The following is a 19522-nucleotide window of genomic DNA, read 5'->3' as shown; positions in this document are numbered from 1 at the left end:
TCCCCGTCTCTTCGGCAGGCACAGCAGGCCCAATAGAGCTTCGTGAACAACGATCCCAGCCCGGATACGGGCTGTCCGTTGTCATCAAACCCAGTCGCCGTCTCATCGAAGGCAGGCGACTGAAGTGGTCACCAAGGGGTGGATGGCCTGCCATCCGGGTCGAGCCCATACGTCCACAGTCCAACTCCATCCGTCCCACCAATCTTCCGCATATCGGCGAGCCGGGCCAGGGCGTCGGTGTTGCCGGCGTCGGCAGCCTCCCGGGCGATCCGCTCGGCACCCTCACAATCCCCGGCCTTCTCCCACAGTTCGGCGAGTAGGCCCACGGCCTCGGTGTTGCCGACGTCGTCGGCCCGCCGCAGGAGTCGCTCGGCCCCCTCCCGATCTCCGATCTCCTCCCGCATCCTGGCAAGCAGCAACAGGGCGTCGGTGTTGCCGGTCTGGGCGGCTTGCTGGGCGAATTGTTCGGCTCCGCTCCGGTCCCCGGCCATGTTCAGCAGTTCGGCGAGTAAGACCAGGACGAATGTGTTGCCGGCGTCGGCAGCCCGCCGCAGGTGCCCCTCGGCCCCCTCTTCCCGCAGGAGCCGTTCGGCCCCGTCCTTCTCCCCTTCTGTATCCCGAGTCCCCGCCGACATGCGCATATCGGCGAGCCGGGCCAGGGCGTCGGTGTTACCGGCGTCGGCAGCCTCCCGGGCGAGCCGGTCGGCACCTTCCCGGTCTCCCACCCCCTCCCGCAATCCGGCGAGCCGGGCCAGGGCCTCGGTGCTGCCAGCATCGGCGGCCTTTTGCCACAGGTGGTAGGCCCAGTAGGTGCGGTGGCGCGCTTCGGCCGCGTATGCGAGGAGGAAGATGTCTGGCTGGGTGAGGTGGTGGTGCGCGGCTTTCCAGAACGAGGCCGGGGGGCACATAAGTTTCCGGATTTCGCGGCCGTGTTGTTCGAGGTAGTCCGCCAGCCTGTAGGCAGGAGGCACTTGCGCCGTGCTGCCCTGCTGTGTGAGGTGCTGGGTGGGGCGTGGGCGGATGCGGCGCAGGGGGGCAAGGTTTCCGTGGACGGCCTGCGTGGCCTCGGCGAGGGCCTGTTCGCGCCAGTTGTCGTCGAGGGTGTCGTATTCGTCGTCGGTGAGGTAGTCGGTGGCCGCGTGCTCGAGAAAGGTGACGGGCAGGTGGAGGCCGACGCCGAGGCGGCGGGCGTCCATCGCCGCGCGCAGGAGAGCCCGGGCTGGCGGGGATGCGGTTTCGTAGTGGCGCACCAGTTCTGGTGCGCCGGCCAAGAACTGCGCCAATCGCCCGTCACCCATGTGTTCCAGCGCGTGTGCCAGTTGCCGGTCGCCCGCCGAGGCGAGGGCCTTCGCGGCAGCGGTTGCGGCCGTGTCGAAGCTGTCAGGCAGCGGGATCTGCCGGCCAGCCAGCAGTTCCCGCACCCGAGGGTGCGGGTCTTCCCCGCCCGGTCGGGGCATTGCCGTGTAGGCGGTGGCGTACTCGGGCCACAAGGTACCCAGGACTAGTACCGGTCCCCGGGCCGGATCAGTGAGCAGGGCGTGCAAGGCAGCGGCGATGCGTTCGCCCAGTCCGCCACCGGCGCCGAGGTAGTGCTGAGCCTCATTTAGCCACACCACCGTGCGCGGCCCAACGCGCTCGATGTCGGCCAGGGCGGCTTCCGCCCGCGTGGGATCAAACGGATGCCACAACCTCCAGCCGTACTCGGCCAGCGGCTGCACCGCCTCCCAGCAGGCACGGGTCTTGCCCGTCGAGGAGGAGCCGACCAGCACCACCATCCGGCTGCACCCCTGCGTCGCGGCGTCGATGAGGGCGGCCAGTTCCACATCGTGCCCACGGCCCACATATGACGGCAGCAGGCCCCTCCGCCCTTGCCCGATCTCACCGCCCGGCCCGGTGCCGTATCCCGTACGCGCGGGGGCTTCAGCCGCGGGATGGACCTCCAGATCGTGCGGATCCCAGTCCGCGATCGGCTTACCCAGCGCGCCGCCCGAGCTATGAGGTGACCCACTCACAGTGGTCAGCAAGTCCAGTAAGGGGCGGACGTCGAGGCGGAGGGCACGCGCCAACGCGCCCACCGTCTGCGCACTAGGCGCAGGCGCGGCAGTGCTGAGCGCCTGGCTAACCGAGGTACGGCCTAGGCCGGCACGACGGGCGAGTTCAGTCTGGTTCAATCCCAGCGCGACCCGGCCAGCCTCCAGTTGGGCGCGCAGCTCCACCCGCGCGGCCGCAGGGTCCTGGAAATCGTCCGTCCCCACGCTGCCCTCCTCTGTGCCGTGCCGCTGTTCGCCGTCGTTCATCTTCGACCGCGCAAACCACGGCGGACACCCGATCCGCGAAATTCGCCAACACGACAACACCGCCGTGCCGAGAGGGAGTGTCCCCATGTCCGACCGCACCGCCCTGATCCTGCTCGCCTGCGCCTTGACCTTCGTGGTCGCCGCCCTCGCCGGGACTGGCGCTGGCTACCTCGCCCGCCGCGACTACGCCACCTACCCCACTGCGCTGGCCCGCGCCGCCGTAGCCTTTGCCGCGACCCTCACCCTCGCCGCCACCATTACAACAGCCCTGGTCGCACTGGGCCATTACTGACTTCGGCGTTTCGGGGTCTGGATCTCTGTCGGGACCGGTGACGCGGTTCGTCCGAGCTGGTACGCCGGAGGCATGCGGTATCCGGATGGGGGCGGGCTGACCGCCGAGCAGCGCAGGCGCCGGGAAGAGGTACGGATGCGGGCCGTTGACCTCTTCGAGGAGGGTGTGGAAGTCCCGCGCCTCGCCCGGGAGTTACGGGTGAGTGAGAAGTCGGTCTACCAGTGGCGCCGCACCTGGAGAACGGGCGGACGCGAGGCGCTGCGTTCCAGGGGCCCCTCTGGCTACGGCTGCCGGCTCGGCCCTCACCTGCAGGCCAAGCTCGCGATGTGGCTGGAGGAGGGGCCGGCCGCGCACGGCTGGGCGGACGACCAGGTGTGGACCGCGGCAAGGGTGCGCACGCTGATCGGGCGGAAGTTCCACATCTCCTACAGCGTCTCCGGGGTCACCCGGCTGCTGCACCGGATGGGCTACAGCGTGCAGATGCCCGCCCGGCCCGCCGCCGAACGCGACGAGGACGCGATCACCGCATGGCGGGAGGCGAGGTGGCAGGAGGTAAAACCCTCCGGGCGGCGACCGGCGCGTTCGTCTGCTTCGAGGACGAAGCGGGCGTGACCGGTCGGCCGCCCAGGGACCGCACCTGGGGCCGGCGCGGCATCACCCCGAGGGTCAGGGTGTCCGGCCGCAGCCGGGGACGGCTCTCGGTGGCCGGGCTGCTGTGCTTCCGGCCGGGCCTGCCCGCCCGTCTGTGCTACCGGCTGCGTCGGCATACCGGCCGCAAGGGCGAGCGCCGCTCGCTGGGCGAGAGGGACTACATCCGCCTGCTCGATGGCGCCCACCAACTGCTGAAGGCCCCGCTGATCGTGGTGTGGGACCGGCTGAGCACCCACATCTCCAAGACGATGAAGGCACTCGTTGCCGAGCGGGACTGGCTGACAGTAGTCCTGCTGCCCGGGTATGCGCCCGACCTCAACCCGGTGGAGGGCCTGTGGGCGCACATCAAGCGGAGCCTGGCCAACCTGGCCGCCCGCACCCTCAGCGAACTGGAAACTCTGCTCCGCAGGCGGCTCAAGGCGCTGCAGTACCGGCACGGCATCCTCGGCGGATTCCTCGCCGGGACGGGCCTCACTCTCGACAGACCGGACGGACCCTAATACGCCGAAGTCAGTAAGGAGCCCCTGGTGGAAGGGAACGATCCCTCGCCGTCCTACAGCACCCATATTCCGTGACGCCATCGCACACCGATTTGCCCTGCCCGGCCCTTACCAGCACCCGCGCGCCGGGGTGCGGCTGGGCAGGTTTCAGCTCGCTGCTGACGACGCATTCTGGTACCAACAGCAGCGGCACGGTCACAGCGACCTGCACGATCCGTAGGGCAGCACAGCCGAGGTCCACGGGAAGCGCGACTGTGGCGCGCCGCCTTCGGGTGAGTTGAGTGAGACGACGACTGGATTCGCTGAGACGGGACACGGCCGCCCTGGCTTCGTTCACTTTCAGCGGCAGCGTTTGTCTGCCAGTTTGGACAGCACTTAGAGCACGTTAAGTCCGTTTCTAATAGTGGACTGGTCCGGGTTGAGTGAGGAAGCCTCGGCACCCGAGGCGGCTGCGGGTGACGTTCATGTCTTGGCCATCGGTGGGCGGGTCGAGTAGGCGTGCCGTTCGCAGACCCCGAATGCCTGGTCGGGGGTGCTGGTGGTTGAAGGCATGCACGATCTGCTGGTAGGTGGTGCCTTGGTCATGAGGGCCGGACCGGGATCGGATATTCGGTGTTCTGCCCGCCCCATGAGGACACAAGATGGTGCGCATGACTTTGGCCACCCCCGTACTGCACACCGCTCGCCTGCGACTGCGCCCCTTCACCGACGCCGACGCGGACCCCCTCTTCGCGCTGCACAGCAGCGCCTACGTGCTGCGCTATTGGGATTCCCCGCCGTGGACCGAACGGGCCCGCGCCGAGCGGTTCATCACGATGTGCCGGAAGATGGCGGACGAAGGCACCGGGGCGCGGGCGGCCATCGATCGTGCCTCTGACGGGGCCTTCGTCGGCTGGTGCGGTCTGACCAGATGGAACCCGGACTACCGCAGCGCGTCGTTGGGTTACTGCCTCGGCGATGCGATGTGGGGCCACGGCTTCGCAACGGAGGCCGCGCACGCTTTGCTGCAATGGGCGTTCGACACATTGGACCTGAATCGCGTGCAGGCCGGGACCGATACGCGCAACGTGGCATCTGCCCGGGTCCTCGAGAAGATCGGATTCGTGCGTGAAGGAACGTTGCGGGAGGACTGCGTCGTGAATGGCGAGGTTTCCGACTCGTGGGTGTTCGGGTTGATCAAGCGAGAGTGGCGGCCGTCGGTTGTACCGATTCCAGCCCGCGAAGAGCGGCGTTAAGTCTGTTTCTGGTAGAGGCCGCGCCCGGGTTGAGTGAGGAAGCCTCGGACACGATCTTAGACCTGCTTCCGCGCGAAGTTACTGAACCACATCAGTCCGTCTTGGAGCTTTTCAAGATTCTTGAAAGCGCTATAGACTTCTTCTTCGCTAATTCGGACTCCCTCAGGGAGGCTTTGCCATGCTTCGAAAGACTGGCGAAGAAAGGAGATACCGAGCACGACTTCTACCGCTTGGTGAGCAACGTCGTCGGTCCCCAGCAGTTCAACGTCAGTGAAAGACCGCTGCAACGCATGCTCCATGGTGGCAAGCTCGGCGAGCGGTGCACGAAGGGCCAGCGCGTTAGAGCGGGATTGCGCGGTGAAATCCCCAGGAAGCAACTCCTGCATCTTTCTGGCCATTTCATTGCCTTCACGCAGAAAGGACCGGTACGCCTCACGCCGGGCCTGTCGCTTGTTAAGAGTTACCGCTGATCTCGCGGTGACGTACGCGCCCCCTCCGGCGGCGATGGCCCCAACGAGTGCCCCTATTACTGCCGCAAGCCCTTGATCCATCGGCTCCCCTCGGTCGTGACCAGCGTTTTGACGCGATCTTAGGCTGAGATGGTGGAGCTGCGGGATGGCGTACCAGCAGGCGGCTGGGAGCGGGGCCGTAACTCCGCTGGGCGAGGCGATGCTTCGTTCCCACAAGCTGCGACGATGCCGCCGCCATGAGCCTCCGTGGTGGGCTGGGCACGCCCCGGGCGCCCGTTTACCACGTGCCTCCGCCACCATCCTTTGACATCGGAGTAAGTCCGCCCAGGTCAGCTGATTGCGGTGGACTGAGTTGATTGTCAAAGGACAACTCGTGTACAACCGCCTTCCACAGTCCGAAGATAAAGCCAGGCGCCCCGAAGAGCAGCTACCGCCAAGCCTCGACGTAAGTACATCACCTCAGCCTCGGACCGCGCCGAACAGCGTCAGCACCACTGCGGTGACGCTGGCCAGGACAGCGATGGTCGGCAGCGGCCATCTCCCCTTCTCCAAGGACGTCACCCTCGCTTCCAGGTCTTCGATTGCTTTGTCCGTTTGGTCGCTGCGCTGTACGAGCAACGCCAGCTGCCCATCGATACGAGCCAGACCAACTTCCAGGGCATTGCGCAGCTCGGCGAGCGCCAGCGCGATCTCTCCTTCTGGCACGGGTGCCTCCCTATGTCCGGCAGCGGGTCAGTACTTGGGAGTGGCCGGGTCGTGCTTGCTCGGCAGCCAAGACCCGGTGCCCGCGCGTCCGAGCACCGTGCCGAGTGTGGACTTCAGCGCCGACAAGGCTGCGGGTATCGCGGAGACGGCTGCGGCCTGCCACGCGGACAGCGACACCATGTCGGTGGTGCTCGAGGCTGCCATCAGACCCAGAACGGACTGGAAGTAGGTGGCTATGGTGCGTTCGGCGACGTCGGCGAGGGCCTGCGGCATGGAGTCGGATTCCTGTTTCGAGGGCGCCGACGCCGGGTGGGCGGAGCTGGCTGGGTGTGGGACGCGCAGCGCCTTCCAGGTCTCAGGCCCGGGGATACCGTCTGCCGCGGCACCGTGGTGGCCGCGCTTGATCTGGTACGCGGCGTACGAGCGGCGGTGTGCGTCGTTCCACACCGGGCCGGACGGGGTGTCGTAGGAGTCGCAGCCCTCGGCGATCAGCCGTTTCGCCATGGCTTCGATCACCGGCGATGACCGGCCGTCGCGGAAGAAGCCCTTGCTGGGGTACGCGGCGTACTTCGGGACCGGCTTCGGCCTGGGCTTCGGTTTCGGGGTGGGCTTCGGCTTGTCCGGCGTCTTGCCGTCGTATCTAAGGTGGCGGGCCACACGGGCGCGGAAGTCGTCCATGTCGATGCCGCCCGGATCCGGCTTGCTCGGCTTCCACTCCTTGTGGCCGATGACGCTGTACTCATCCCAGCCGTGGGCGCGGCACACCGCCGCGGCTGCGCGGGCCATTGCGTCTAGCTGCGCGGCAGGCCAAGGCTGGCTGCCGGTATTGATGCACTCGAAGCCGTAGAAGTGCCGGTTACCGTCAGTGTCGGCCTCGTTGTCGCGCGGCAGACTTGTCTTCTCCGCGATGACCGCGAGCAGGACGTCGGTGTCCCCCATACCGGCATGGTTGGTCCGGCCGTAACCGATCAGGTGAATCGTTCCGGATCGGTCGATCACACCATGGCACAACGGGCCTGGAAGGTCCTGGTAGCCGACGCGGCACAGCTCCACCATGTCGGCCTCGGACGAGTAGGGGCCAGTGTGGTGGATCATGACGCCGTTCACGGGGCCCCAGTTGCCGTGGGTGTTGCGGTTATGGGTACGCCACTTGCCGTGCTCGACGACGCCGAGGCCCGTGTGCTTCAGCGCGGACAAAAATCTGTCCCCGCTCAACGGTGTTGCCACGCTCGCTTCGCCTTCTCCCCTGCGCCGTATGGCTCGGCCGAGCCCGTGGCTGCGGGCCGGTCCCTCGGGGATGACAGCGGGTGGAGGGTCACCCTGTGGCCATGGTACCCAGGTTGATTGATGCCGAGCGGTCCTACGGCCCGAGACTTCTCCTACCATTTCACCCTGGGTTCTGCTCACGGCCAGCGGGGATCTCCGAGAAGGTAGACCGCATGAGGCGACGCACCGTCATGCTGGTCGGAATTGGGGTTGGGCTGCTTCTGCTATTCGCTGCATCAACCAACTACACGTTGATGAGCCCCGACCGCAGTCGTGAGAACCAGCAGGAGTACATACAGGAGCTTGATAAGGCCCGCAGGCAGCTCTTCCGGGGCCTCCTCACATACAGTGACGTCAAGGCGCTCGGCCTTGTGCCAGGTGAATCCCGTTGGTTCCATGCCCAGGTCAATGGCGATTGGCACCCGACGGGGTCGGGCGATGCGGAGTCGGAGGTCCGTGTAGGTGCCCAGATCGGGCTGAGGCTGCACTGCTCCGGAGCTGGGGTGTCCTGCACACCGGTCTCATCCGAGCGCCAAAATGTGCTGGCGAAACACGATATGGCGACGTGGGCGTGGAACGTGACGGCCAAACGCCCGGGGACAGTCTCCTTAGCCCTCACCATGACTGCCTACTACCGCGACACGGACTCGGTACTGTTCGAGAAGACCACCACATCTCAGGCCACAGTGACTGCAGCGGCCGACGACGCAGGGCCCTTCTCCTGGGTCGGGAGCGCGCTTCTCTGGATAAAGAGCGCCGTCGTGGAACTGGGAGTGATGGCAGGGGCCATTGCCGCCACCTGGGGCCTGTATCTGGCGTGGAGGAATCGACGTGACTCGGTCGGTGAATCCGAGGAAGACTCCGCAGCACAGCCCGTACACGGCAGCGAGCCACGTCGAACCCAAGCGGGCGCGACACAACTCGGACGGTCCGATGGCGCGCAGGCACGAGCGGCATCCCCGGACGACACGTCGCCAAGCTCCTAATCGTCACCGCCGATGCGGCACGAGACGCTGTCGAGACTGAGCCAGGTGGCTCTGGCACTGTCGCCGTCCTGGACTCGCAGGGTCACCCGACCTTCAGGGTCCATGTCGAGGTGGAGTGCACCGCGCGCCGCATCGGACGCGACCGGAACGGTGCGGAGTACGGCAGGCCAGAAGCCCTCCGGCAGGAGCGCGACGACCGCTTCGTCTACGGCTCGGCCGCCCGAGAGTCCAATCCGGCCGCTCAATTCCAGCATGTTCCACGGGTCGGCGCGGACCTGCGGCGGCTGCGTGGTGTCGGGCACCGCCGTGTCACCGGTGAGCGGCAGGTCCCGCCACGGCGGGTACGGCGCGCGTCGGGCCCGCTCCAGGGTGCTGACGCGTCGCTCCAGGCTGGCGATGCGGCGTGCGAGCGCGGCGATCGTGTCCGGCATCTACTGCTCCTCCGTCTCGTCGCCGCTCTCCGCCGGCTTGACCGTGCGTTCCAGCTTCAGTGTCACGCGCTCCGGGGTTTCGCCCTCGCCGGGACGCACGGTCCAGCCGACGATGCGGTTCCATCCGTCGTACTCGGTGTGCGGCTCGTGCAGCCGGACTCGTACGTCGTCACCGACGCGCAGCGCCTCGATCGGGGCCGCAGGGTGATCGGTGATCTCCAGCTCGGTGAGCGTTGGCAGGATCTGCCGGGCCAGCCGTTCGCGGCGGGTGCGCTGCTTGAGTTTGGTCTCGTCCTTCTCGCTGGTCTCCAGCTTGTGTTCCAGACGCAGGCGCCCGTTTCGTACGCCGTCGACCACGACTTTGCGCTTCTTGCCCTCGCCGGCCCCGAGGCCGATGACCCACTGGGCGTAGGTGTCGGCGTCCTTGATGACGTGGGGCTCGCCGACCACGTTGGCGCCCGTGGTGAAGGTCAGGTCTTCGCGGCGTCGGCCCAGCCGGGGGGCGCCTAGAGCGATGCGTCGCTCGGCGCGGCGCCCGCGCCAGGTGACGGTCTCGGTCCATTCCAGGCCGTCGTCGATGTCGGCCATCTCGTCGATGATCTCCCCCAGGTTGCGGGGGTCTGACTTGGGGGTGGTGTAGGGGTCCTTCGCGGTGCCGGCCTTCGCGCTCGACTTCGTGTCGTCCACGACGACCTGTAGGTCCCCGTCCGGCTGCTCTTGGGCGTACGCCCAGACATCGCGGATGACCTGGCAGGGGTCAGCCTCGATGTACGGCCCACGCCCGTCGAGGTTGCCGTGGAGGTCGAAGCGGCGGTGCAGGTAGCTGGTGAACCCGGATGCCTCGACTGGGAGTTTGGGACCCTCTGGTTCGGCCCGCCACAGCAGCCCTCCCCACAACAGCTTCGAGTTCCGCTCGACAAGGATCACCGAGTCGCCGGCTTCGTCGAGCATGTCGCTCATCGTGCGGGTGAACGTGGGGTTCAGGGTCGCGCTGAGCGAGCCCGGGCCGGACGTCTCCGGGCCGAACTCGACTTCGGTCAGCGGCAGGTTCCAGTGCACGACCTCGCCCGTGCCAGCGCGGGCGATGATGTAGCGGTAGTCGGGCATCACACCGGGCTTTCCGTGAACTCGATGTCGGCGGTCACCGTGGTGCCTTGGGCCACGGTCAGGTCGCCATCGCCGTACTTGTCGATCTGGTTGATCTGCACGGCCAAGTGCTGGCGAGTGCCCCGGTAGGCGGGCGGCAGGGTGAAGGTGTCGGCGAGGGTCACGCTGGAGCGGCGGGTGGTGGTGCCGTCGTCGTCGACCACGGTCGGCGGTGCGCTGTGCTCGCCGAGGCGGGTTCGCAGTTCGGCGTAGATGCTGCCGACTTCGGCACGCAGGCCCGAGAGGGTGACCACGATGGTGGCCGTCGTCGCCCACGCCGGGATATCCAGATCCCAGGCGGCTTCCTTGGGCCAGTTCGTCCACTGGCCGTGCTTGGGGGGCACCTTCTCGGTGTCGTGCGGGTGCACGGTGCGCATTGTCCGCTCGCTGCGCGGATTGGCGACCTGTCGCAGGTCGGTGATCATGTCGGTCGTGACCACCGCGGTGTTGCGAGACAGAGTGATGCGGGCCAGGGGTATGGCGGTCATCCCCTGCGGCACGGTGGTCGCATCCTGGTCCACGCCCTGGACGAGGTGGAAGTAGCCGATGTCCTCTCGTCGTGGGTCGCGTTCGCCCTCGTACTCGGGGTCTTCGACGCGCAGGACGAGCAGGTCTGTACGGGCGAACGGGCCGGTCGGCGGAACCTCGACCATTGCGTCGCCGATGTTGCTCTGGGTGTACGCCCCCTGCCAGGCGCGTGCGCCGTGGATCAGAGCGGAGCCGTCGCCAACGCGCACGCCCGGGCCAGGAGTCTCCAGAGGGCGGACCTTGAGATCACCGGCTTCGGCGATGCCCTGACGGCCGCGCGCCAGGTCGCGGATCATCAGGCGCATCGCCCGGGCGGAGTGGTTACCGCCATGCACCATCATCGGGGGCTGGACAAGGGTCACTGGTGCTCCAATCACAAGGCGGTGTACGCCGACCGCCACGACATTTCGAGGCGCCCCGTGCCGGTGGGGTCGTCGCCGCTCCAACCGGTCTCGGAGCGGCCACGCGGAATGGCGAACAGGTCAAGGCGCGACCGCGGGGTGAGGTCGTTGGCGACATTGACCTTCCCGTTGCGCAGGACCCAGCAGGTGCCGGGTCGGGTCTCCATTTCCACCCACTCCCCCGCTCGCAGCGACAGCCCGAGTTCCAGGACACGACCAGTGACGGTGTTCCAGATACGCGGGTTGGCGATCGGGCCGTGGACCCGGATGCTGGGCCAAGTCGACACGTTGCCGTAGTTCGTGATCCATCCGGGCCGGTCGAGTGGATCCGCGGAGTCGCAGCCAGCTGGCGCGCACAGTGCCTGGTCCACCGTGCGGTCGGGGCTCTTGTACTTGGTGGCCTGGTCGAGGCCCAACGTGAGGTGCGACGGCTCGTCGTCGTACCAGCGCGGGTCGGTGCCGATGAATTCGACGTCGAGCGGGATCCACCCGTTGATCGCCGTAGTGGTGCTGGTGGCCTCCGCGCGCCGCAGCCGACCGTACATGCGGCGGGTCCGGTGTCCGGGCCAGCGTCCGCGCAGCACGTGACGGCCCTCGGGCCGGGTGCGGGCGCCCGGGTCGTCGAGGGCCAGCTCCAGGCGGGCAAGCAGGTCGGCGGCCATGGCCGGATCGCCGGGTGTCTTGACGCCAGCCTCGAACCGCAGGGTTCGGATGCCATAGAAGTCCTGGCCGGGAAAGGTGCCGTCCCCGGTCGGGTTGTCGACGTCTTGCGGTCGGCTGGCGGGCGAGCCGAGTCCTTCGATGTTCCCGATCGGGATGTGTGTGCCGTTGCCGAGGACGATGCCGCCGATCTCGAACTGCCACGGGGCCAGTTCGATGCGGGGCTGCTTGGTTGGCGTTGTCATCAGACCCTCCCGCCACGCTGCGCGTTGCGCAGGTTGCGCATCATTTCGTTGCCGATTTGCTCAGGTGTGGCGGAGCTGTCGGTGACCGTGACCGGCATGGTTCCGATCAGCGGTTGCTGCTCGCGCACGACAACAACCTGGACGCGCCCGCCGGCGCGGGCGTCGACCACGCGTGTGCGGGCGCGGTCACTGCCAGTGCGGATGTCGAAGGCGCGCACCACACCCGCCATGACCTCCGTGTTCCGGGGCTGCTTGAACGAGCGGGCCAACATGGGGCTGTAGTCGCGGCCGGTCCGGCTTCGCATGCCGCCGTTGGCAAACCACTCGACCTGGCCGCCGAAGCGGCCGACGACTTCTTCGACCACCGCTTTGCTGCGGGTGCGTTTTTCCATCGCCATCGGCACGTAGGCTTCACCGCCTGTCTCGGGCTCCGCCCAGACTCTCCAAGCGCCTGCGGGGGCGATCTGCGCAATATGCTGCTCACGGCGTTGGGGGCGTCCGACACCGCCGTCAGCGAAGTAGTCGACAACTCCGCCCCGAGCCTGTTTGCGAAGGTTCTCAGCTTGGCGCCGTAGGGCGTCGGCCGTTTGGGAAGGCTGATCGCGGAGCGTGTCGAAGATGGTCACGTGGCGGGTCGTGACGGTCACCGACTTGCCGCGCAGCGCGTCGATCCGCTGTTGGATGGCATCCGCCGCCTTGCGCGGCCCGCCCGTCGGAACGGTGACCCTGACGTTCTTCGAGCCAGGAACCTTCTCGATCCGGAAGCCCAGCGCCTCCAGCTCCTTACGTGCCTTGGCCGTGGGGGCGCGCACGATGACCGACTTCGCTCCAGGGATCGCTCTGATCTTGGCTTGGACGGCCTCCAGGCTCTTGATCGCGGCCGCAGACGGTGCGGAGACACGCACATGCTTCGAGTTCGGCGTCCGGCCGAGTTTGTCAATCAGTCCGTCCAGGTTCTTCCTCGCGGCAGCGGTGGGGGCGGTGATCTTGATTTGCCGGGTGCCTGGCACGGTCTTCACCGTGAAGCCGAGGGAGCGCAGTCTCTGCTGCGCGCCGTCGCTCAGCGAGTCGACCTTGATCGTCTTTCGGTTCGGCAGCCGGTGAAATTCGGCCTGCACCGCGATCAGGTTCGCGAGCGTGCTGTCCATGCCCTTGGTCTGGAGCAGCAGCGAGACCTTCGAGGGCAGCAGGCCGAGACTATCGGCGACGCCCTTTGCCTGGGCATTGGTAAGACCGTAGCTCTGGGCGGCGCTGATCGCCTCGGCGCGCGCCCGGCTCATCTCCCCACGGGCCTTGGCCAGCGCGGTCGGCAGGTCCTCACCATTGCGCCGCGCCAGATCGTAGGTGGCCACCGCGGCGTCCGCCGTCGCATCCGAAAGTGCGGTGAGCTGGGTATACAGCTGCTGGCCGTTCCTCGTGGTGGTATTGAGGGTCTGGTCCTCGTTGACGAGCTGCTTGCCGCCATATCCCTGGTCGCGGCTGACATTCCTGCCACCCTCCTTGAGATCGAGAACGGCCGAGTTGACCTTCGCCCTCGCAGCCTGGAGGGAGATCTGACCGCCGGAGAGCAGGTCAAGAGCGTCCTTGAGTGAGCGCGTGCGCTGGTCGGCGTCGGCTGTCTCGTCCGCCAGTCCGCCCACCGCCATCTTGAGCCGGTCATACGCGGTTGTTCCCTGGCCTGCCCCTCGTTGCGCTGCCGCGAGTTCCTTGGCCGACCTGGTCGCCTTCGCCGCGTCCCCGGACATGCCTTCCAGCGATTTCGCAGCCTCTTGGTACGCCAACGCGCGCATCGCGAGGGCGTCACGGTTGCTGTCACCACGGCTCGTCTTCTCGAAGGCGGCTCGCTGTTCTTTGGCGAGCGAGCGCATCTTCGCCGCGAGCTGGTCCAAGCTCGTGCCCTGGCCAAGGTAGGCATCCGTCACGTCTTTGAGCGAGTAGCCCGACAGCCGCATGACGTCCATGAGGCTGTTGTTCATGTGTTGCAGCCGCTCGGCTTGGATCGTCTGAGCGGCTTGCTGACGTACAGACTCGGTCACGACGCCATTGGACTCGCGCAGGGCATTCGCCAGCCCATCGATATTCGCCTTATGTTGGGCGGCCTTGGCCGCGGCCGTCTGCTGAGCCGAGGCCAGCATGCCCAAGACAACGGTTGCTCCAGCCAGCGCCGCTCCCCACGGTCCTCCCATCGCGCCGACAAGGCCGCTGAATGCGGACCGGAGCCCTGAACCGGCCGCACGGGTGACACCGTTAAGGGTTCCCATGAAGGTGACGCCTGCGCCGTTGGCACTACGGAACGCGGCTGTCATGTTTCCAAGAAATCCAACTCGGGCTTGCAACGCTGCCCAGGCTGCGCCGTAGCGAGTCAGTGATATCCCGGTTGTCGCCGCGAGGTTCCGCTGCAGCTGCATCTGCTGGGCGAAACCCTGGAACGCGCCACGTACTGGCCCGCCGACCGTATTAGCAACGCTCATCAAGCCAGGCTGGAATCGGCGGAACAGTAGGAGCGCCAGGGCCGCCGACTGGATGGGGTCAGGCAGTGCTCCGAAAGCTCTGACCAGCCCGCCCACGGCGTGGCCAATGGGGACCAGGACAGCTGACAGGCCGGACACGGCGTCCATGGCGAGATTCGCGACGGTGACAAGGATGTCCAGGGTGCCCGCGGCAGCGCCGCTACCTTGGCTGATGCCAGATAGTGCGGCGACGACAGGCTCGGCACCTTGTGCGAGATTCTTGATGACCTCGCCGAGTGTCCGGGCGGCATTGATCAGCAGATTCAGCCCAGCGGCCAGGGCGTGTTCGCCCAATGCCTTGAGCGGGCCGACCAACTGGCGTGCTTCGTCGAGCAACCCTCCGAGGCCGGCCCCGGCCTTCGCCTTCAGCTCCGGTCCGTACAGGATGGCCAGGTTCCGTCCGTACTCCAGCACCGTCGTGAGGTACGGAGTGGCACCGGCCATGCCGCGTGTGAGCAGTCGGGTGACGTACTCCAGGCCGGGGGCCATGCCGTTGTACAGCGCCAGTCCGGTCTGCCGAGCCTGGGTGCGCAGCTGCGTCATCGCACCAGCCAGCCCCTGGCCACGGGATGCGGTGATGGACGCGGCGGCGCCGGTCTGCCGCACGGCCATCGACAGGTCGTCGAAGGACTCGGTCCCCTGGTGAGCCAACGCAGCGGCCCCACTGAGTGCGGGTTTCCCGAAGGCCCGCGTAACACCTGCCGCAAAGTCCTTGTCGGACAGATCGTGTTCGGCCTTGGACAAACCGTCGATCACGACCCGCAGCCCACGGAACTTTCCCTGGGCGTCCCAGGCGTCGATCCCCAGGTCCTTGAGCGCACGGCGCATCTGCGGCGTGGGGGCCGCGAGGTTCGCGAAGATCCCTCGCAGCGATGTTCCCGCGGTCTGCCCGAGAATGCCCGCCTTGCCGAGCATGCCGACCGCGGCTGCCGTGTCCTCCAGCGAGACGCCGAGGGCGTTGGCCACCGGCCCGGCGTACCGCATCGAGTAGTAGATGTCGGTGATGGAGCCGGAGGCGCTGTTGGCCGTGGCAGCCAGCGTGTCCGACGCCTTGGCTGCCTGATCAGCGCCGAGGCCGTACTGATCCATGATGTCGCCCAGGTAGCGGGCGCTTGTGGCGGCGTTGACGTCGGCTGCTGCCGCGAGTTGCAGCGAGGCGCGTACTGCGTCGATTGACTGGTCGGCTCGGAAGCCTGCCTTGCTCAGCTCGACCATGCCCTCGGCCGCGTCGGCTGCGGTAGAGCCCGGAAGCCTCAGGTCGTTGCCAAGCTCTTGGGCGACGACGGCGGCACGCTTCATCTGCGCTGCCGTGGCGTCGTTCACCGCGCGGAAGAGGTTCATCTGCCGCTGGTAGCGGTTGCCCTCCTCCACCATCTCGCCAGCGCCGAGGAGCAGGCCGCCACCAGCGAGCAGGTTGGTGGTGGAGATGCCGCGTCTGCCCGCGCCGGCCATGGCGCGCTGGAGTCGGGACATGGAGCGTGCCCCGTCGTCTCCAGCTGCTCGAAGGCTGGCACGGGCGGCCGAGGCGCGGGAAGAGATCCGGTTCAGCTCGCCGACGGCCAAACGCACAGAGCGGTTGAGCGCGGCGAACTGGCTGGCGAGCCGGACCCCGTTCGCGTCCAGGCGGGCGAGGGACCGGTGGGCGGCGTCGGTACGGTCAGCGAGGGTCCGCATCTGGCCGGAGGCAGCGCGAGTTCCCGCGATCAGGTCGCGGACCTCGGCACGCATTGCCACGGTCAGGGTGAACCCGGCCACCGCAGGGACCTCCTTACATAGTCGTGCGGGGTTGATCAGGGTGTTCGCGGTACTGGGCGCGTGGCAGGAGCTGGATCTTCACGCCGTAGCCGGAGCGGTCCTGGGGAACGTGGTCACGCTCCTGCTCGATCAGCTCGCAGCCGGGGCAGCGCAGGGTGTCGGTGACGTAGGCGTGTGGGTCACCGCCGTGCTTGTGGTCCCACTCCTCCAGTCGGGTGTGGCACTCGGGACACACCGACCGTTGCCACTCCGCCCACGCCAACGCCTTGGCCCGGTCCAGCTCCGTCCACCGGCCGTCGTCGCCGAGGAACTGCGAGTGGGGGATCCGGAACCGCTCGCACAGCTCCAGCTCGGAGCGCAGTTGCGGGTCGCGGCTCAGTCTTTTCCCAGCTCCACCCGGCTTTCCTGCTGGACCTGCCAGGCTGCGTCCCACATTGCGTTGGCGTCCGGCGCTGACCAGGTGTTCAGCAGCTCCTCTGCCTCCTCACGGCTCATGCCGTCTACCGAGGCCGCCGCGACCAGCGCCGCCGGGAACGTGTCCGGGTTGAACACCGCGCCGTCCTCGGTCTGCTGCTCAGTTGGCGGATGTTGAGCGATCAGCTCCTCGAGCACCGGGCGCGGCAGGGCGCGGAAAGTAAGGAAGTCCGATGCGGCGTCCAGTGCGGCTTTGGCCTCTTCGTACGCGGCAGCGGCGACATCAGCCTGCTGGGATGCCTGTTCATCACCGGGGTTGGCCTCGGCCACGAACCGGGTGCTCCGGGCGGCCTGCTCGGCCTCCTCGAACCGCTGGCGCAGCTGGTCGTCGTCGCAGATGCGGAGCTTGTTCTGCGGCCGGACGCGGTGGCGCAGGCGGTCCATCTTTGCTGCCCAGTCCCCCTCCGCTGACGAAGCGGCGGAGGCAGACGGCGGGCGCCTGGCCGGAGAGGGGCGCGACATGCTCACTCCTCGTCGCTGTGCTCGCGGACCGTGGCAGCGGCCTTGGTGGTGCTCGTGACGGTGACGTCGAGGTGGTCACCGATGTGATCGTGGTGGCCGTGCTCGTGGTTGTCGTCGCAGTCCTCGTGCGGCGCCGGCTTGGGCAGGGTGTGGAACGCCTCGGGTACCACGGAGTCGAGCGACGGCTCGTCGGTGATCGTGAAGTCGACCTTGAACTTGGCGGCCTCGTTGCCGGTCGAGTAGGTCGCCGCGCGGGTCGCGACCTGGACGGGGAAGACGTCGACGGAGCGCGACCCCGGGATGTCTCCCTTGCGGAGCAGGACGACGTAGCCCTTCGCGCCCTTGGGCAGGTGCTGCTCGATCTCGTCCGAGTGCCGATCCTCGTAGAAAGTCAGGCTGGAGTTCTCGGCCTTGTCGTTGCCGGGGATCGAGCTATTGAAGGTGCTGCCCATGTCGGGGGTCTCGATGGGGTCGTTCTCCAGCGCCCAGCCCTCGATGTCCGAGACGGCGTTGGTCAGGTCGAACCGATTGGGCTCGGAGATCTCCGTGCGGCTCGGCCACATCGGGTCGTTGATCTTCTTGAGCCAGTAGATCTTGGAAATGCCACGCCGGAGGAATCGGGTGTGGGTGGTAGACGACTTCTTCAGGGACACAGGTCCGCTCCCGCTTCTGGGGCAGCGTCCCGTGCCGAGGCTCTGCCCCTTGAGGTTCCAAAGGGGGTTCGCCTGGCCTGGGGCCTAGCGTCCGCGCGGGCCTCCGCGGTGAGGATCAGCAGATGCACTTCTTACGCAGGGGTCACCGTGATCGTGAACCGCTGCACGTAGGACACGATAACGCCTGCCGCCGACACCGATTGATCTCCTGCGGCGTCATAGTCCAACTGTCGGTCAATCACCCGAGCTTCAGGGAGCCGCACGTCGTAGGCCCATCCGTCGTCGGCCCGTCCGACGATTCCGGCCCGTACGCGGTCGGCGAGCCACTGCACTTGGTCGGCACGCTCCCCAACCGAGGTCACCTGGTAGGACCAAGCCGCATCTGCATGCCGGTCCCAGAGGGGCGGGCCGCTGAAGTCGCCGGGCAGCGAGTCGAGGATGGTGTACGGCACAGAGGCGGGCTTCCACTCCCCCGCCTGCCGTCGGACACGGGGAAGTTCGCCAATCCCGCACGGACATCCGGTGATCTTGGCTATGAGGGCGGCAAGCTCACGGGTGACCGGAAGGCGCGCCGTGCTCACGGCAGGACTCCGTCTACAAGAGCCTGAATGAAGGCGGGCTGTGCCTGTCGGAAGGCTGGCTCGACATGCGGGTAGGGCGGTTGCCGATAGTGGCGGCCAAGCGAGTCGACGCCAACGAAGCCGTACTCCAGCCTCCGGGCTTGAGGGGCGTCGGAGAACACCTCCGCGGTCACCTGACCGCCACCGGTGCGCATCCGCACGTCCCAGGAGGCACGGTACTGACCAGTGATTACCCGGGGGCCCGGGCGTCCGGACGCATTGCGCTGGATGCGGACCCGAAGCAGCATCGCGTGGTGCCGTGTGATGGTACGCGTACGAGCTCGCGCCGCTGGCCCCATGCGTGCAAGTGCGGCAGCCAACGCGATCGGATCACGGAACGCAGTCGCGTCTGGGTGTGCGTTCGGGTGCGGGTTCGCCGGGGCCATCAGTCGATCACCTGCACCCGGACGATGCGCACCACGCTGTACGTACCGATGGCCTTGTCAGAGACGCGGAAGCGTCGGCCAACAAGCTGCGGATCTCGGGGACCACTCGGCCGTACCGATCCGGCGACGCGAACCACGTCATCAGGCCGTAGCTCCGGAGCCTGCACGGGAAGCACCGCCTGGTAGTCCGTCGTCGGCGGCTCCTTGGCAACCGCACTGCCGAGCGGCTCAGTGATCGCGGGACGCCCCAGCGGCATCACCGCGCCGAGCCCGTCCCAGATCAGCACCTCGTCCGGTTTCGAGGCCACGAGCTTCCCCGTCCTCTCGTCCAGGCGGTCATCCGCACGCCCCGCACTGTCGCGCCACACTTCCAGCCTGTCGTCGAGGATGCGGCCGACGACGCGCCGCGCCCCATCCACGTCAAACGCCACGAGCCCATTCCCCGAGCTGAGTGAGCATGGCCCTCGTGAGCGAGTGCGGCCCCGTGTCGAGATCGGAGCGGGCGAGCGCGGCGGATTCCAGCTCCTCCGCATCGATGGCATCGAGAAACGCGGCCGCCGCCGGACCAGGGTCCGGCCCACCGGCGACGGAGACACGTGCCATCCCGGACCAACGGCTGCTGCCGCCGTCGGTGACGCGCAGGAGAACGTGTGCGGGCTCGCCCAGGAGCTGGGTGATGGTGTACGCGCCGAGGACACGCGATTCTACTGGTTCGCCATCGATCTCGACGGTGGCTTCGTCGCCGTGGGCGGTGATCCGTACGTGGTGCTTGCCAGAGTCGTGGTGGTCCATTCAGCTGACGCTAGAACCGCTGTCGGACACCTTCCTCTTACCGCTGATCGTCGAAGA

20 protein-coding genes and 1 pseudogene are annotated in these 19522 nt (G+C 67.4%); 5 read left to right on the top strand and 16 right to left on the bottom strand.

Features of this window, described 5'->3' with window-relative positions; all coding sequences use genetic code 11:
- Positions 1-128: 128 nt before the first annotated feature.
- Complete coding sequence (locus PV419_RS02295; protein ID WP_319685914.1) at positions 129-2255, bottom strand: helix-turn-helix domain-containing protein; 2127 nt, start codon at positions 2253-2255, stop codon at positions 129-131.
- Between the two features lie 127 nt (positions 2256-2382).
- Between PV419_RS02295 and PV419_RS02290 the strand changes: the two genes are divergently transcribed.
- The 4 genes from PV419_RS02290 (at position 2383) to PV419_RS02275 (ending at position 4975) form a co-directional block, all read left to right on the top strand.
- The gene (locus PV419_RS02290) at positions 2383-2589 is read left to right on the top strand and encodes a hypothetical protein (protein WP_319685913.1); all 207 of its coding nucleotides are present in this window, start codon (positions 2383-2385) and stop codon (positions 2587-2589) included.
- A 72-nt stretch (positions 2590-2661) separates the two neighbouring features.
- Positions 2662-3201 (top strand): winged helix-turn-helix domain-containing protein, encoded by a 540-nt coding sequence (locus PV419_RS02285; protein WP_319685912.1) that lies wholly within the window; start codon positions 2662-2664, stop codon positions 3199-3201.
- Positions 3132-3740 (top strand): transposase, encoded by a 609-nt coding sequence (locus tag PV419_RS02280; protein WP_319685911.1) that lies wholly within the window; start codon positions 3132-3134, stop codon positions 3738-3740. Before PV419_RS02285 ends, PV419_RS02280 begins: the two co-directional genes overlap by 70 nt.
- 650 nt (positions 3741-4390) lie before the next feature.
- Positions 4391-4975 carry a GNAT family protein gene (locus PV419_RS02275; RefSeq protein WP_319685910.1) on the top strand — a complete coding sequence of 195 codons (585 nt, stop codon included), beginning with the start codon at positions 4391-4393 and terminating at the stop codon, positions 4973-4975.
- A gap of 56 nt (positions 4976-5031) precedes the next feature.
- Here the strand turns inward: PV419_RS02275 and PV419_RS02270 are convergent, their stop codons facing one another.
- The 3 genes and pseudogenes from PV419_RS02270 to PV419_RS02260 all read right to left on the bottom strand — a co-directional run.
- Positions 5032-5526, bottom strand: a complete 495-nt coding sequence (locus PV419_RS02270; protein WP_319685909.1) for a hypothetical protein — start codon at positions 5524-5526, stop codon at positions 5032-5034.
- Positions 5527-5904: 378 nt separating this feature from the next.
- Positions 5905-6150, bottom strand: coding sequence for a hypothetical protein (locus PV419_RS02265; protein ID WP_319685908.1), 246 nt, complete (start codon positions 6148-6150; stop codon positions 5905-5907).
- A gap of 324 nt (positions 6151-6474) precedes the next feature.
- A pseudogene (locus tag PV419_RS02260) lies at positions 6475-7377 on the bottom strand (peptidoglycan-binding protein); the annotation flags it as partial.
- A 212-nt stretch (positions 7378-7589) separates the two neighbouring features.
- Here PV419_RS02260 and PV419_RS02255 point away from each other — a divergent pair.
- On the top strand, positions 7590-8402 hold the full coding sequence (locus PV419_RS02255; protein ID WP_319685907.1) for a hypothetical protein: 813 nt from the start codon (positions 7590-7592) through the stop codon (positions 8400-8402).
- Here PV419_RS02255 and PV419_RS02250 read toward each other — a convergent pair.
- From PV419_RS02250 to PV419_RS02200, 12 genes are all read right to left on the bottom strand, one after another.
- Positions 8399-8833: a hypothetical protein gene (locus PV419_RS02250; protein WP_319685906.1), complete on the bottom strand. Its 435-nt coding sequence runs from the start codon at positions 8831-8833 to the stop codon at positions 8399-8401. The two genes, PV419_RS02255 and PV419_RS02250, sit on opposite strands and share 4 nt — an antisense overlap.
- On the bottom strand, positions 8834-9940 hold the full coding sequence (locus PV419_RS02245; protein ID WP_319685905.1) for a hypothetical protein: 1107 nt from the start codon (positions 9938-9940) through the stop codon (positions 8834-8836).
- Positions 9940-10869, bottom strand: coding sequence for a hypothetical protein (locus tag PV419_RS02240; protein WP_319685904.1), 930 nt, complete (start codon positions 10867-10869; stop codon positions 9940-9942). Before PV419_RS02240 ends, PV419_RS02245 begins: the two co-directional genes overlap by 1 nt.
- Before the next feature lie 11 nt (positions 10870-10880).
- The gene (locus PV419_RS02235) at positions 10881-11813 is read right to left on the bottom strand and encodes a hypothetical protein (RefSeq protein WP_319685903.1); all 933 of its coding nucleotides are present in this window, start codon (positions 11811-11813) and stop codon (positions 10881-10883) included.
- Positions 11813-16078, bottom strand: a complete 4266-nt coding sequence (locus PV419_RS02230; RefSeq protein WP_319685902.1) for a phage tail tape measure protein — start codon at positions 16076-16078, stop codon at positions 11813-11815. Before PV419_RS02230 ends, PV419_RS02235 begins: the two co-directional genes overlap by 1 nt.
- A 13-nt stretch (positions 16079-16091) precedes the next feature.
- Entirely contained in the window at positions 16092-16511 is a 420-nt protein-coding gene (locus PV419_RS02225; protein WP_319685901.1) for a hypothetical protein, read from the bottom strand.
- Complete coding sequence (locus PV419_RS02220) at positions 16454-16936, bottom strand: hypothetical protein (RefSeq protein ID WP_319685900.1); 483 nt, start codon at positions 16934-16936, stop codon at positions 16454-16456. The genes PV419_RS02225 and PV419_RS02220 overlap by 58 nt, the downstream gene beginning before the upstream one ends.
- An 80-nt stretch (positions 16937-17016) precedes the next feature.
- Positions 17017-17667, bottom strand: a complete 651-nt coding sequence (locus PV419_RS02215; RefSeq protein ID WP_319685899.1) for a hypothetical protein — start codon at positions 17665-17667, stop codon at positions 17017-17019.
- A 131-nt stretch (positions 17668-17798) separates the two neighbouring features.
- On the bottom strand, positions 17799-18248 hold the full coding sequence (locus PV419_RS02210; RefSeq protein WP_319685898.1) for a hypothetical protein: 450 nt from the start codon (positions 18246-18248) through the stop codon (positions 17799-17801).
- Positions 18245-18673: an HK97 gp10 family phage protein gene (locus PV419_RS53110; protein ID WP_415925207.1), complete on the bottom strand. Its 429-nt coding sequence runs from the start codon at positions 18671-18673 to the stop codon at positions 18245-18247. Before PV419_RS53110 ends, PV419_RS02210 begins: the two co-directional genes overlap by 4 nt.
- A complete protein-coding gene (locus PV419_RS02205; protein WP_319685897.1) occupies positions 18673-19104 on the bottom strand; it encodes a DUF6093 family protein in 432 nt (143 codons plus the stop codon). The genes PV419_RS53110 and PV419_RS02205 overlap by 1 nt, the downstream gene beginning before the upstream one ends.
- Positions 19094-19465 carry a hypothetical protein gene (locus tag PV419_RS02200; protein WP_319685896.1) on the bottom strand — a complete coding sequence of 124 codons (372 nt, stop codon included), beginning with the start codon at positions 19463-19465 and terminating at the stop codon, positions 19094-19096. The genes PV419_RS02205 and PV419_RS02200 overlap by 11 nt, the downstream gene beginning before the upstream one ends.
- Positions 19466-19522: the final 57 nt, after the last annotated feature.

Origin of the sequence: Streptomyces sp. ME19-01-6 (assembly GCF_033793745.1) — a bacterium.
Classification (GTDB): Bacteria; Actinomycetota; Actinomycetes; order Streptomycetales; family Streptomycetaceae; genus Streptomyces.
Note: the sequence above shows the minus strand (reverse complement) of the source record. Positions and strands in the feature narration are given on the sequence as shown.